Here is a 13,518-nt window from a genome sequence, read left to right as displayed (position 1 = left end):
TCATCACCTCTTTATGGCAAAACTTTTGACATATTCATCTGGTTTGGTATAGTCAAACTCCTTACCCATAATGGTATGATTCTTATAGGTTTTCTTAGGCGCTGGATAGCCCAATTCTTCCATGATTTTTGCCGTATCAGTTGCAATATAAACTTGCTCAGCAATACCCTTGTAATCAATATCCCCTTTAACATAACCCCAACGTTTCATCTGAGTAAGTATCCATACTGCCATTGAATGCCATGGGAATGGATCGAAATCGATCCTATCTGGTTCATTAAATACTTTGCGTTCTAAACCATCGACATAACGCCCCGTCAAGACTTGATTAACCACAATCTCAGGTTGGTTTAGATAATTCTTAGGAGATATGGCTTTGGCAATCTCAGCTCTATTTTCAGCTTTAGCCGAAAACTCCGTAGCGTCTACAATTGAACGAAATAATGCACCAAAAGTATTAGGCATTTCTTTTGCAAACTTAGCTGGGCAAGCGAAGGCACAACATGGGTGACCTTCCCAAATATCTTTAGTTAGCATATGGAGGAAACCAACTTTTTCATACACAGCTCGCTGATTAAATGGATCAGGTGACAAATAACCATCAAGATTACCCGCACGTAAGTTGGCAACCATCTCTGGGGGTGGAACTACCCTGATCTGAATATCTTTATCAGGATCTAAACCATGCTCGGCTACATAGTACCTAAGCAATAAATTGTGCATAGAATAATCGAAAGGAACGCCAAATTTAAAGCCTTTCCAGTCTTTCGGGTTACGTTTATTTTTATGCTTAGTATGCAATACAATCGCTTGACCATTTATATTTTCTACGGTGGGCATAATGTAAGGCTCGGCCACTGAACCTGCTCCCATTGACATCGCCAGAGGCATCGGAGTGAGCATGTGAGAAGCATCATACTCACCGTTTAGTGATTTATCCCTTGCAACCGCCCAACCAGCGGTCTTAATCACATCAACATCTAATCCGTATTTTGCGTAAAAACCCATGGGCTTAGCCATGATGATAGGCGTTGCGCAGGTAATAGGCACAAAACCAATCTTAAGCTTCTTTTTTTCTAATTTAGCAATAGATTCTTTAGCTTGAGCTTTGAGGTCATTTAATGGAAACATGGTACCAAGAACTGAAGCAAATGTACCTGTACCAACAAGCTTTAAAAAGCTTCGTCGACTGGCATCATTATGACCAAAGATTCCCCTTATGAAAGCACTCTCAATTGCGCGATCAAAATAGTCATCAGAAGTTTTAAGTTCACTGTCTTGAGGACTCTCTTTAATGTCATGAGAACTAACAGTTTCCATACTCTCTGCTTGTTTCTCAAGAATTTTAGTTCTTTCTTTATCTGTTAATGGTTGCCTTGCAGACTTCTCTGCACAACATGATTTACAATTACAGTTTACAGTGTGTGTTAAACTTGCATCTTTATCGTAGGGGTCACCTAAACTTTTGATACTCATTTTGAATCCCTTGGTACTAGATTTTAATAATAATTTATTAAATCAAAACTCTTGGTATCTATTGATAAGTATGAAGAACCACGAGTACTGAATAATATCTAAACGTATAAAACTCTTCTTTGAATTCGCCAGCAATTTTTACATTATCGTAATAATAAACTAATTAATTACATAAAACGAAATGTGATGAAACAATATTACCACTCACACGCAAAAACAAGTCTGTTTTGAAATAAATTTATGATTTTCAAGACTTAATGCTTTACTGAGCACAAATTTAAGCCTTCTGAGAACTTTAAGTATTTTCATGAACAAGGACGGATTTATAATACTAGAAAGCACACTTAGCTTGATGTGATTTTAAATTTAATTACTACACAAGGCAGAATTTATTAATTGCCCATCAGCTTGGTCTCTATACAAATCAACACTGCCACGCACTCCATATATTATATTGATAGAACTTTGCCCTCGTGCATTTATCGTGTATTATAGCGCACTTTTAAAATCATCTGGAACATATTATGTCTGATAAAAAATTTGAAACCAATGCGATTCGCACACAATGTGAACGCTCACCTCATCGCGAACATAGCGCCCCGATCTACATGACTTCGAGCTTCACTTTTGATGATGCCGAACAAGCGCGCGCCCTCTTTGCGGATGAAATTCCAGGGAATATTTACACACGCTTTTCTAATCCCAATAATAATGAGTTTATCGAAAAGCTCTGCCAAATGGAAAATTGCGAAGATGGCTTAGCCACGGCTTCTGGCATGGCAGCTATGTTTGTTACACTCGCTGGACTTTGTAAATCTGGCGATCATATCCTCGCTTCGCGTTCACTTTTTGGATCAACTCACCAAATCCTCACACAGATTCTTCCTCGCTGGGGCATCACCCACACTTATGTGGACATCATGGATTCTGCTGAGAATTGGGAAGCTGCGATTCAAGAGAACACAAAAATGATCTTTGTGGAAACTCCTTCAAACCCCGCGCTTGATCTCATTGATCTCGAGTGGCTCGGTGGCTTAGCAAAGAAACACGACGTTCTTTTCACTGTAGATAACTGCTTTGCGACACCTTACCTGCAGCGTCCCGCTGATTTTGGCGCCGATATTGTTACGCACTCAGCAACAAAATTCATCGATGGCCAAGGTCGTACCATTGCGGGTGCTATCCTTGGGTCAAAAGACGTGATTCAAGAATTGCGTTTCTTTGCGCGCCATAGCGGACCTTCACTCTCTCCCATGAATGCTTGGATTCTCTCAAAGAGTCTCGAAACTCTTGCAGTTCGCATGGAGCGTCACAGTTCTAATGCTCTTGAGCTAGCTAAATTTTTAGAGAACAGTGATCACACTGAATTTGCCAAGTATCCTTTCTTACCGTCACATCCACAGTACGAACTAGCTAAAAAGCAGATGGATTTTGGTGGTGGCATTGTCACTTTTGAAATTAAAGGCGGCATTAATCGCGGACGTAAATTCCTCAATGCTCTCAAAATGTGCTCTTTCACCGCAAACCTCGGTGACACCCGTACTATCGCGACTCACCCTGCATCAACGACTCACTCCAAGCTCAGTGAAGAAGACCGTCTGGCGGTTGGTATTAGTCCTGGTTTAGTTCGTATCTCAGTTGGACTCGAGCATATCGATGACATCAAAGCCGATATTCAACAAGCTTTCGAGGCTTCACTCTAAGCTAATTGAAGATAACAGAATGACTTAAAAGGGGAAAAGCTTTGGCCTTTCCCCTTTTTTACATCTATACGAATGGCTTCCTATAAAACTGGCTCCTGCCAATTAGGAATACCGCCTGAGGCTTTTTGTTTCTCGTAGAGTTCGATGAAAGGCTTACCTGTATCTAAAGAGGCATCTTCGTTGACAAATAGTGGGCGAACTTCATCCCACCATTTATCGAATGCTTTCAACATTTCCGCTGCAACTTCGGGATGTTGAGCACTCACATCTTTAGTCTCACCTGGGTCAGCTTCTATATCATATAAAGCTTTGCCCACTAAACGCCACTTTTCATTGCGCACGGCAAATTTTTTATATTTAGAACCCTCTGGAGTAGTATCGCCTTTACCCCAACGACCTTCCACACCTTTTTTATTCCAACGCCCTACATGAAAAAATGTATTGCGATCTTTCCATTCAGCATCTGGATTTTCAATGAGCGATACTAAACTACGACCATCTCTTTCACTTGGGTACTTTCCTCCGGCCAATTCAACAAGCGTGGGAACCATATCATAATGGCGAGCCATCTTATCCACATCAACTCCAGCATCAATTTTTCCCGGCAAACGCATAAACAAAGGAACTCGTGAACCGCCTTCGCTAGTACTTCCCTTACCGCCTTTCATGCCAGCGTTAAAAATTCTCGACCCCACTGCACTACCATTATCCGTCATATAAATGACTAAAGTATTTTTGGCGATATCCCATTCATCGAGCTTTTTCATAAGCAAGCCCATGTTTTCATCGATATTGGTAATCATGCCAAAGAACGCACGCTGCTTATCGACTTTACAGTGCTCGGCATACATTTCTTTATAATTGTCTGCCACAATGAAAGGTCCATGTGGAGCATTTGTTGCGATGTACGCAAAAAAGGGCTTATCATTCTGCTCTTTCATCCATCCCAAAGCCTGCTGAAAAAAGACGTCTGTACAGTAACCTTTCGTCTTTACGATTTTTCCATTGTGTTTAATGAAGGGATCAAAATAACTCGTACCGGGAACGGCACCTTGAGTACCTGGAAAATTTTGACCAATGCCCCCAGCTCCGTGAACAAAAACTTCATCAAAGCCACGGTTATCGGGCTGATATTCATCGTCATCACCCAAATGCCATTTACCAAAAATACCCGTTGTGTAACCCGCATCTTTAAGCATCTCAGCAACTGTCGTTGTTTTTAAAGTCATGCGCTCACGCTCTAAAATTGTGTGCGTAATGCCATTCTTAAAAGGCGCATTGCCCGACATCAAGGCAGCTCGAGTCGGAGCACATGTGGGACTTGCGTGGAAATCTGTAAAGCGAGTACTCTGAGTATAGAGTTTATCTAAATTAGGCGTTTTCAGAAAAGGATGACCATGACAAGCGAGATCGCCATAACCTTGGTCATCGGTCATTACCAAAATAATATTTGGACGAGAATTTTTTAAACTTTCAGCCGCGACCGAAATTGGATAAGCTGAGGCCAAAAAAGACATGGCCACTAGAAACTTATTTAACATAATAACTCCTAATTTATTTAAGTTAGTTAATCAATAAGTACTCGTGAGAATAACCAGATTGGATGGCCAAAGCAAGTTTTTGTCAAAAAACTTACTTATTTAAAGATTTGTGATCCTTGCGGTAGCGACTATCAATGAGTTTAAGTTTCGATTCACGATCCAATTCATAAACATCGTAATCACGCGCCATATGTAAGTCTTGATGAAAAAACTCTTTTGCTTCATCTTCTATTTCGTCGACGCATTTCATGCCTTTGCGTTTCTTGGTGATAAAGCGTGGGCTAAAATGAGTTAAGACTAAATTTTTGACTTGATTTTCTTCTGCGACTTCCGCAACACGCTTGGCAGTGGAATGACGACTACGAAAACTTAGGCCTGCCATCGCTTCTTCAGTATGAGTCGCTTCGTGAATCATGACTGCAGCACCTTTGAGTGCGTCACCAAATAATTGGGGACGATCATTATCTCCTCCAATTAAGGCCACACGTCCTTTTTGTGTTTCCCCGACATAATCCGCACCATTGACTTCACGACCATCTTCTAAAGTCACCATTTCGGCATTCTTTAATTTGGAATAAATGGGGCCAGGTTTAATGCCATCACGGATTGCTTTAGCCGAATCAAAAGAACCCGGACGATCCTTTTCCTTCACCACATAACCCCAAGAGGGAACGTCATGCGAGAGTCGCACATTTGATACAATGAATTCATCGTCCTCAAATAAATCACCCGCTTCATCGAACTCCGTAAAAGTCAAAGGTGCCGATAAATTCACATAAGATAATTTGAGCACAGTTTTGATCATTTCTTTGATGCCTTTGGGGCCAAAAATATGTACTGCTTCTTCACCACCACTCATTAAACCACGACTCGTCAGTAAACCAAAAAGACCATAACAATGATCGCCATGCATATGAGTAATAAAGATTTTATTGAGTTTCGGCAATGAGAGGCTCGAACGCAAAAGGCGTTGCTGAGTTCCTTCTCCACAGTCAAAGAGCCACCAATTTTTCCGACCCCTAGGCATAAAACCTAGCGCGGTAACGTTGCGCTCAACTGTTGGACTTCCCGCAGAAGTCCCCAAGAAATGAAATTGCAAAATAAAACCTCTGCTTGTATACTTTTCTTCCACAATAAACACCATGAGCATCTTTACAAACACCCGAGTTCAATGCATGACAAATTTTGACCACCTTCCCAATCGCCACAATACCGGATCCTATAAATGGGATAAATATAAAAATACTGACATCATTCCTCTTTGGGTCGCCGATATGGATTTCGTATCGCCCCCCTGTATCAGCGAGGCTATGATTGAATCCGCGCAGTTTGGCGTTTTTGGTTATTCCGAAGCTACCGAAAGCTGTGAACAAGCCTTCATCAATTACGTCAGCGAACACCATAATATAAAACCCAAAGCTCAAGAACTTTTCTGGCTCCCAGGACTCGTATGTGCTCTGCATGCCGTTTGTCGCGCCTACACGCAACCCGGCGACGAAGTCATCACTTTCACTCCGATTTATCCTCCCTTTCTCTATGCGCCTGGCAACTCAGGGGCCAAAACAGTCGAAGTCCCCCTCGACCCCGAAACTCATCGCCCCAACATGGCTTGGCTCCGCAATGCCATAAATGAGCAAACAAAAGTCCTCCTACTCTGCAATCCCCATAATCCCGTTGGGATTTGCTTTTCAAAAGAAGAACTTGCGGAGATCGCAACAATTTGCCTTGAGAATAATATCGTGCTTTGCTCTGATGAAGTGCATTGCGATCTCATTTTGGATCCCGAAAGTCAACATCATAGTATTGCGACAATTTCGCCGGAAATTGCTCAGCAGAGCGTGACCTTAATGGCGCCGAGCAAAACTTGGAATATCGCTGGCTTGGGTTGCTCGATTGCCTATATCCCCAACGATTCTTTACGTCGCAAGTTTATCCGTGAATGTCGAGGAAAAATCCCAGAGACCAATATTGCTGGGCTCGTTGCAGGTGAGGCCGCTTATCGCGATGGTGAATCATGGCGATTAGAAGTCATCGACTACCTTCGCGGCAACCTCGACCTTATCGAAAAATTTGTCGCTGAAAGCAATGGAAAAATTCGCATGCAACGCCCTTCTGCGACTTACCTCGCCTGGCTCGATTTTCGCGAAAGTGGTTTAGCGAATCCCGCAAAAGAACTCGAAGCCGCTGGTGTCGGACTCTCTGATGGCAAGGACTTTGGGCTTGCAGGCTACATGCGCTTAAATTTTGGCTGCCCAAGGAGCCTTTTGGAAGAAGCTTTGAAACGAATTAAGTCTTGCTTGACTTAATGCCAGTTTTTGCATTTGTGAATCTGCGTAACTCTGTTAAGTTCAGTCCACTAAATTAATGGGATTTGAATGAAATATATAAAACATATTTGTTTACTTGGAGTGATTTGCCTATTCTATGCCTGCTCAAACTCCTACCGTCAAAATCCCAATGTACGTAAGCCCTACACTCCCCCTACGCAGAAAAACACACCCGCAACTCTACCTGATGCGCCGGATCCCACTCCTTCTAAACCCACGCAAACGACCCCCAACTACTTTATACATATTGTGAAAAAGGGTGAAACCTTAACAGCTATTGCCAAGCGCTACCAAACAAGCGTTAATTCAATTGCCAAAACAAATAGGCTAAAGACTTCCGCTATCAAAGTCGGCCAAAAACTGTACATCAACGGCTCTCACAACCCCAACAAAACAAGTCGACGCAAGCACAGCCTACCCAATCAAGTTCGCATTGTCCCCAGAACTTCATGGTGTAAGATGCAAATGAAGAGCAACGTCAACCCCATGGGCCACATCGCAAAAATCACTGTACACCACACCACTGCACCAAAAAACTTAGCCAAAATGAGTGATATTCAATACCTCAATATTATTGAAAAATCTCACCAAGAACGTGGCTATGCCTCCATTGGCTATCACTATGTCATTGGTCGCGATGGAACGATTTATCAGGGTCGCCCCGTAAAATATCAAGGTGCCCATGTGAGTGGTGCTAACTCAAATAATATTGGCGTCTCCCTCATCGGTGACTTCAATAAAAAACTCCCTAACAGCTCCCAACTAAAAGCTTTAGAAACCATGTTAGGCTACCTTCGTAAGAAGTATCAACTCCCCGCGACAAAAGTCTACGGCCACAAACACCTCGGCAAATCACAATGCCCAGGCATTCAGCTAGAAAAATGGCTCATTAAGTACAGAAAGAAGTAGTTAATTGATGAAAGACGAGGGAGCTCTGCCCCTCGAACTCCCCGTAAGGACTTGCCAGCCCTTAACCCGGCAAATTGAGTACTACGTACTCAGTCAACAAAATCAAATGAATCGTTTTCGTCTTTAGAATTTGAAGACTCCGCTAGTCCATTCATCGATTTGCGCTGAGCGCAATTCTTTGAGCCCAAGTAATTCAAAGTGAGTTTTGATCTCGGGGTATTGCTCAGTGAGGATACCCGCTAAAATCAAACGTGAATTTTCGCCTTTTTTTAGGTGATTCATCAATTTATCTGACGCGCCTAATAAAACGGGTGCCAAGATATTCGCTGCAATAATATCGTATTGCTTGCCCAAATCCAAAGTCGTTAAATCAGCCTGAAATACATCGATGCGATCGAGGGCATCAATATCATCAAAGTGACGCTTGGTGCAGTCCACGGCTTCGGGATCATAATCAAATGCTTCGACAGGAGAACAGCCCAAACGGTCCGCCGCCAAAGATAAAATACCCGAACCACAGCCCGCATCTAAAAATGACATTCCTGACTCAAGCGCAGAAGCTTCGTCAATGAATTGTAAGCAAGCTTTTGTGGTTCCGTGATTTCCCGTGCCAAAACTCATGCCCGGATCAATTTCTAGCACCACTTCATCGGCTTCTTGAATTTCGTAGTCTTCCCAAGAGGGCTTAATCACAATGCGATCAGAAACTTTTACCGTATGAAAAAACTTCTTCCAGGTTTCCGACCAATCTTCGCGGAGAACTTCTTGCGCAATCACATCCACTTCATCAGTATCAATAAAGCTCGACCAATTTTCTAAAGCTGCCTCTATACGCCCTTGAACTTCATCGCGCTCTTCTTCTGTTTCGTAATAGAGCGACATGCGAGCAATGTCATCATCCTTGTCAAAATACGATGTGGGGTAGAGTTCTTCGATGGGCAACATCTCGTCTAACATTTCGCCAACAGCTGAGTTGGTTAAAAGACTTACTACGTATAAAATTTCTTGGGGCTTGGTCATATCAGATCCTCGTCACTAAGCTGTTTCTCTAATCCATCCGCAACTTGAGCCAAGCGCTTTAAGATTTTTTCCTGTTCAGCTGGCGAAGATTCCCGTTTTATGGAGTAATGCAAGCTTAAAGCCGCAGGCCCACCTTCATTACTTTCAATTTTTAATTCACCCAAATCCAAGCTTTCATTTAGAGCACTTAATTGCTCCACTACTTCATCATCTGCAGGACCACACTGAGTATAAATATGATAGAAATCGCCCTCTTCCATTAAAATCATTTCGTGCTTGCGTGTTAAATCTGTTTTGATCACAAAGGAGAAAAAGCTACCCTTATCACTAAAGGTCACGAGGTCGATCCCCAATAGTGTTCGCAATTCAGAAAAGGGATTCACATTATCATCAAATTCATCGACTAAAGACGGCGTATCCTCGCCCCCAATTGTTTTTTGCGTCTCGCGTATATCCCAAGATAAGCTCGGGTAATATTCGAGTAGTTGGGGGAGCAAGTCCAAGACACCCGCATAACTGAACTTCTTCATAATCTGCAAAGCCGCCCAAATGCCATTCTCATGAGCATCTTCACGACGCAGGTAATTCATCAGCAAGGGACACACCTCATCTGCTTTCATTGAGCAGAGTTCTCGCCTCGCTTCGGAACGTGAATTATAATCTTCTAACGCATTAATTAATCGCTCTACTTTACCCATGATATTCGTCCTCTACAAAAGCTATTTATTTAACTTGCAATACACTAAAGCTACATTACTATCTGTTCAGCTTATTTCTAAGCCCCACGCGGAGAGATGACAGAGTCCGGCTTATTGTGCTCGCCTGGAAAGCGTGTGTACCGCAAGGTACCGAGGGTTCGAATCCCTCTCTCTCCGCCATTTTTCATCCCCCGCAATACAATCCTCCAGTGATCCGATCACATATTTTATTGGTTCTCCATGCCACCTATCGTCAAAGTTATTCTAGCCTCAATTCTGTGGGGTGCCTCAGGCGTCTACGTTAAAGAGGCTGATAATATGCCCGTTCTGGCGATGGCGTTTTTTCGTTCCTTGATCCCTAGTCTTTTTATCTACATATTTTTAAAGACACGCAAAGCTCCCCAAAAGATCCTACGAAAAAATCATAAATGGATGCTTTTATCCTCCAGTCTCAATAGTGCGAGGACCGTGCTTTTCTTTATTAGCTTTGCTTACACGACCATTGGCAATGCCCAAATCACTTTATATAGCTGGCCAATTTGGGCCGCTATTTTGGCTTACTTCTTTATGAAAGAGCAACTTTCCTTAACACAAGTGAGCCTGCTCTGCCTCACCTTCATTGGGCTCATCTTTATTTTTATTCAAAACGAATTGAGCTTCGATGACCATAACTTCATTGGTATTGCCGCCATGGCTCTGAGTGCTTTTTTACATAGCTGTTCGGTAATCATTTTTAAAAAATATGGCGAGGAATACAGGAGTGAGGAAATTGTCTTCTACCAAAATGCCATGACGCCCCTATTACTTTTTGCCTTCTGCATTCCCCTCTTTCCAGAACTCAGCACTAAGCAAGTCATCATTGCCTCGTCATTTGGTTTCATAAATGGAATTATTGCGTTTTCGCTTTTCTTTTCTGCGCTCAAACAAATGAAAACTGCAAGTGCCGCTCAAATCACTTATATTGAGCCACTCTGTGGTTTATTATGGGGATACTTTCTCTATCAAGAGCAAATCAATCTCATGCAAATTATTGGGGGCTCACTAATCTTGGGCTCCACTTTTGCTCTTTCTTCTCTCCAGAAGAAAGAGGCTTAAGGCGCGTTTTTATCTCTTAGGGCACTTAAGGCAACTGAATGAAGTGGGGTGTATCCGCGAATATTCGCAATATCTGGATTTGAGCCATGCTCTAATAGAACTTCCACTACTTTCAGGTCGCCTTTAAGGGTGGCAAAATGAAGGGGAGTATCGCCATGGTGATTCTGCATTGACGAGTCAGCTCCAGCTTCTAATAAGATTTTCACTGACTCAAAGCACAATTCTTGAACTGCCACATGCAAAGGTGATTCGCCATAAAAGTCTTTGGCGTCAATTTCCGCTTCTTGCTTCACTAAAAACTCCATCACTCTGGGGTAGTGAATCGCCACGTGTATCGCACGCCGACCATCAAAGTCATGGGATTTGATATTAACTCCACAAGCAATGAGTTGCTCAACAGCTTCAAGTGCACCTTTCTTCGACGCCAGATGAATCGGCATTGCACCAACTAAATTAGCATACTCAGTGTTGGCTCCCGCCATAATTAACATCTTCACCATCTTCGGCATTGTCCAAGCAATATGCAGAGGGGTGTTGCCTTCCTCGTTGGGAATCTCAATATTAGCACCACAAGACATCAAGCATTCTAATGTACGAATGCGACCACTATGAACAGCCACATGAACAGGTGTATCTCCCGTATGACTGCGAGTATTCAGCGGCATACCAAGCGCTGATAGATATTCAATAATATTATCGGAGCCAGCTTCCGCTGCCAAATGCATCAAACCATAGCCATTTTTTTGTCTATAGTTGATCAACTGTGGTGTTTTCTTAAGTAAATTTTTCAAGCTCGTTAAATTTCCCGAACGCATACTCGATTTTACTGCGCTATGAAGCTCAGCTGAATATTGTTGGTGAACGACTTGAGCTCCTCCTCCTAAAAGATATCTTACACTATCAAGGTCGCCTGCAGATACTGAAATATCTAAAGGCGTCTGACCCGCATCATTGACTTTATTGGGGTCAGCTCCCGCGACGAGAAGCGAGGCCATGATGTCTTGTCTTTTTAAGGCTTTCATTTTGATCTCCGAATGAGTGATTATAAAAATAAAAACTTGCTGAGCCCCAAACACAAATTATTTGGCAATTAAGTTTCATCTTTTTTAAATATCTGTTAAATAGTCAACAGCTTTAAAGGACAAAAAACCTTATTCCAAAGGCATAAGTAGGATGACAAACTTTTTATTGTGTCTTTTTAATGATACAGTTAGGTAATTCAATCGAGTCACAATCCACATGCACAAGTTTAACAAATCCTTTCTACGTCTCTGCTTAATTCTGTTCGCGTTAAGTTCACTCATGTCGTGTCGTGGCCTCAAAGCAACTCACAACGAGTTTGAAGCGGCACTCAAACCCACAAAAGGTGGCATTTGGACTGAGCTAAATTTTAAACGTGACCATAGCTACTTCATGCCTCTCAATAATCACTTTGAGTCTTTAAAGTGGCGTTTACGAGCTTTAGCCTCCGCCGAATCATCTATTGATCTGCAAATCTTTTTATGGAAAAAAGATCATTCCGGAAAACTCTTCATGTCAGAAGTTCTCGCTGCAGCTGATCGCGGTGTCAAAGTTCGCATGCTCATTGACGACACCTTCACGATCAAGCAAGATCAGGTCCTTAGTGACATCAACCACCACCCCAATATTGAGGTGCGCATCTACAATCCCTTCAAACGACGTTACAACAGCTTTAGTATGCGCTTTTTGATGAATGTCACCGAGTTTTCCCGCATAGATCATCGTATGCACAATAAGGTCCTGATTGTCGATAATCACGTCACCATCATGGGTGGGCGCAACCTTGGAGATGAATACTTTGGCTTACATGCTGAAGCCAATTTTCGAGATATGGATTTGTTAGCTAACGGTAATATCAGCCCCTTTCTCAGTACAGTCTTTGACATCTATTGGGCCAACCCTTGGTCATTCCCAGTCGAAAAAATACTACGGAAAAACCCTAAACAGCGCGAAATTGAAACCCATCCGCAAACGCCTTTTTTTCCTTTAAAAGAGAATCACCAAGAGCGAGTCATCGCATGGAGACGATTTAAAGAGCTGGCCACTCCAGCTGAATACACTGTACTCTATGATTTACCCATGGAAGCCAATAAAAAAAATCGCATGGATGACAACATGACTCTCGACATTTATAAACTTATTTCCGATGCAAAAGAGCGAGTAGATATCATCAGTCCATACTTCATTCCCACTCCTGATCTCGAGGACGCGATTTTTGATGCCGAGCAGCGGGGTGTTGAAGTTCGTATCCTGACAAATTCCTTACAGTCAAATAACCATACTATTGCTCATAGTTTTTATAGAAAACACATGGAACGCTACGTCAATAGTGGTGCCGATCTCCACGAATATCGCGCTTGGGCAAGGGATCGCAATCTATTTATGTACCCACCAAGCGAAAACAAAATCTTGGGCCTTCACGCAAAAATACTTTTGATTGATGATGATTTAAGCTTGATTGGTAGTGCCAACCTCGACCCGCGCTCACTCAACATAAATGCTGAGCTTGGCATTTTATTAAAGAGTGAAGAACTCTGCTCTCAACTACGCCAATTATTAGAAGTGGATTTCAGCACCCGCAATTCATGGAAAGTCGAATACAACCAAGAAGGAAAGCTTATCTGGCAGGGCAATGATAAGACGCTTCACCAACAACCTCGAAACTCGAGACTTCAACTTTTTGAAGCCTGGTTTCTCGGTTTACTCCCCGTAGAGGATAAGATTTAAG

The 13,518-nt window shown here is 42.5% G+C and carries 11 protein-coding genes and 1 tRNA gene; 6 read left to right on the top strand and 6 right to left on the bottom strand.

Features of this window, described 5'->3' with window-relative positions:
• Nucleotides 1-3: 3 nt before the first annotated feature.
• Complete coding sequence (locus tag LNTAR_RS16820; protein ID WP_007279944.1) at nucleotides 4-1,476, bottom strand: CmpA/NrtA family ABC transporter substrate-binding protein; 1,473 nt, start codon at nucleotides 1,474-1,476, stop codon at nucleotides 4-6.
• Nucleotides 1,477-2,000: 524 nt separating this feature from the next.
• On the opposite strand from LNTAR_RS16820, the gene LNTAR_RS16815 reads away from it, so the two are divergent.
• On the top strand, nucleotides 2,001-3,179 hold the full coding sequence (locus LNTAR_RS16815) for a trans-sulfuration enzyme family protein (RefSeq protein WP_007279943.1): 1,179 nt from the start codon (nucleotides 2,001-2,003) through the stop codon (nucleotides 3,177-3,179).
• Nucleotides 3,180-3,259: 80 nt separating this feature from the next.
• Here the strand turns inward: LNTAR_RS16815 and LNTAR_RS16810 are convergent, their stop codons facing one another.
• On the bottom strand, nucleotides 3,260-4,720 hold the full coding sequence (locus LNTAR_RS16810; protein ID WP_007279942.1) for an arylsulfatase: 1,461 nt from the start codon (nucleotides 4,718-4,720) through the stop codon (nucleotides 3,260-3,262).
• A gap of 91 nt (nucleotides 4,721-4,811) precedes the next feature.
• Entirely contained in the window at nucleotides 4,812-5,819 is a 1,008-nt protein-coding gene (locus LNTAR_RS16805) for a ribonuclease Z (RefSeq protein WP_040915193.1), read from the bottom strand.
• Between the two features lie 43 nt (nucleotides 5,820-5,862).
• Between LNTAR_RS16805 and LNTAR_RS16800 the strand changes: the two genes are divergently transcribed.
• Both LNTAR_RS16800 and LNTAR_RS25995 read left to right on the top strand, forming a co-directional pair.
• Nucleotides 5,863-7,026 (top strand): MalY/PatB family protein, encoded by a 1,164-nt coding sequence (locus LNTAR_RS16800; protein WP_083800073.1) that lies wholly within the window; start codon nucleotides 5,863-5,865, stop codon nucleotides 7,024-7,026.
• 69 nt (nucleotides 7,027-7,095) lie between these two features.
• Nucleotides 7,096-7,956 carry an N-acetylmuramoyl-L-alanine amidase gene (locus tag LNTAR_RS25995; RefSeq protein WP_007279939.1) on the top strand — a complete coding sequence of 287 codons (861 nt, stop codon included), beginning with the start codon at nucleotides 7,096-7,098 and terminating at the stop codon, nucleotides 7,954-7,956.
• 123 nt (nucleotides 7,957-8,079) lie between these two features.
• Here LNTAR_RS25995 and LNTAR_RS16790 read toward each other — a convergent pair whose 3' ends face one another.
• Both LNTAR_RS16790 and LNTAR_RS16785 read right to left on the bottom strand, forming a co-directional pair.
• Entirely contained in the window at nucleotides 8,080-8,976 is an 897-nt protein-coding gene (locus LNTAR_RS16790; RefSeq protein ID WP_007279937.1) for a 50S ribosomal protein L11 methyltransferase, read from the bottom strand.
• Nucleotides 8,973-9,674 carry a hypothetical protein gene (locus LNTAR_RS16785; protein ID WP_007279936.1) on the bottom strand — a complete coding sequence of 234 codons (702 nt, stop codon included), beginning with the start codon at nucleotides 9,672-9,674 and terminating at the stop codon, nucleotides 8,973-8,975. Before LNTAR_RS16785 ends, LNTAR_RS16790 begins: the two co-directional genes overlap by 4 nt.
• A 90-nt stretch (nucleotides 9,675-9,764) precedes the next feature.
• On the opposite strand from LNTAR_RS16785, the gene LNTAR_RS16780 reads away from it, so the two are divergent.
• Together LNTAR_RS16780 and LNTAR_RS16775 are read left to right on the top strand one after the other, a co-directional pair.
• A tRNA-Ser gene (locus tag LNTAR_RS16780) sits at nucleotides 9,765-9,854 on the top strand.
• A gap of 60 nt (nucleotides 9,855-9,914) precedes the next feature.
• Nucleotides 9,915-10,769, top strand: a complete 855-nt coding sequence (locus LNTAR_RS16775; RefSeq protein ID WP_007279935.1) for a DMT family transporter — start codon at nucleotides 9,915-9,917, stop codon at nucleotides 10,767-10,769.
• On the opposite strand, the gene LNTAR_RS16770 is transcribed toward LNTAR_RS16775, so the two are convergent.
• A complete protein-coding gene (locus tag LNTAR_RS16770) occupies nucleotides 10,766-11,791 on the bottom strand; it encodes an ankyrin repeat domain-containing protein (protein WP_007279934.1) in 1,026 nt (341 codons plus the stop codon). The two genes, LNTAR_RS16775 and LNTAR_RS16770, sit on opposite strands and share 4 nt — an antisense overlap.
• 217 nt (nucleotides 11,792-12,008) lie before the next feature.
• On the opposite strand from LNTAR_RS16770, the gene LNTAR_RS16765 reads away from it, so the two are divergent.
• The gene (locus LNTAR_RS16765; RefSeq protein ID WP_083800072.1) at nucleotides 12,009-13,517 is read left to right on the top strand and encodes a phospholipase D family protein; all 1,509 of its coding nucleotides are present in this window, start codon (nucleotides 12,009-12,011) and stop codon (nucleotides 13,515-13,517) included.
• The last annotated feature ends 1 nt before the right edge of the window (nucleotide 13,518 follow it).

The organism is Lentisphaera araneosa HTCC2155 (genome assembly GCF_000170755.1).
In the GTDB taxonomy this organism is placed as follows: Bacteria; Verrucomicrobiota; Lentisphaeria; order Lentisphaerales; family Lentisphaeraceae; genus Lentisphaera; species Lentisphaera araneosa.
The sequence above is the reverse complement of the archived record's forward strand: the minus strand, read 5'-3'. Positions and strand labels throughout refer to the sequence as shown.

Excerpts from the sequence above, each read along its gene's own strand:
- LNTAR_RS16775 (WP_007279935.1), top strand. The coding sequence starts at position 9,915 with ATGCCACCTATCGTCAAAGTTATTCTAGCCTCAATTCTGTGGGGTGCC.
- LNTAR_RS16815 (WP_007279943.1), top strand. The coding sequence starts at position 2,001 with ATGTCTGATAAAAAATTTGAAACCAATGCGATTCGCACACAATGTGAA.
- LNTAR_RS16790 (WP_007279937.1), bottom strand. The coding sequence starts at position 8,976 with ATGACCAAGCCCCAAGAAATTTTATACGTAGTAAGTCTTTTAACCAAC.
- LNTAR_RS16820 (WP_007279944.1), bottom strand. The coding sequence starts at position 1,476 with ATGAGTATCAAAAGTTTAGGTGACCCCTACGATAAAGATGCAAGTTTA.
- LNTAR_RS16800 (WP_083800073.1), top strand. The coding sequence starts at position 5,863 with ATGAGCATCTTTACAAACACCCGAGTTCAATGCATGACAAATTTTGAC.
- LNTAR_RS16810 (WP_007279942.1), bottom strand. The coding sequence starts at position 4,720 with ATGTTAAATAAGTTTCTAGTGGCCATGTCTTTTTTGGCCTCAGCTTAT.
- LNTAR_RS16765 (WP_083800072.1), top strand. The coding sequence starts at position 12,009 with ATGCACAAGTTTAACAAATCCTTTCTACGTCTCTGCTTAATTCTGTTC.
- LNTAR_RS25995 (WP_007279939.1), top strand. The coding sequence starts at position 7,096 with ATGAAATATATAAAACATATTTGTTTACTTGGAGTGATTTGCCTATTC.
- LNTAR_RS16770 (WP_007279934.1), bottom strand. The coding sequence starts at position 11,791 with ATGAAAGCCTTAAAAAGACAAGACATCATGGCCTCGCTTCTCGTCGCG.
- LNTAR_RS16785 (WP_007279936.1), bottom strand. The coding sequence starts at position 9,674 with ATGGGTAAAGTAGAGCGATTAATTAATGCGTTAGAAGATTATAATTCA.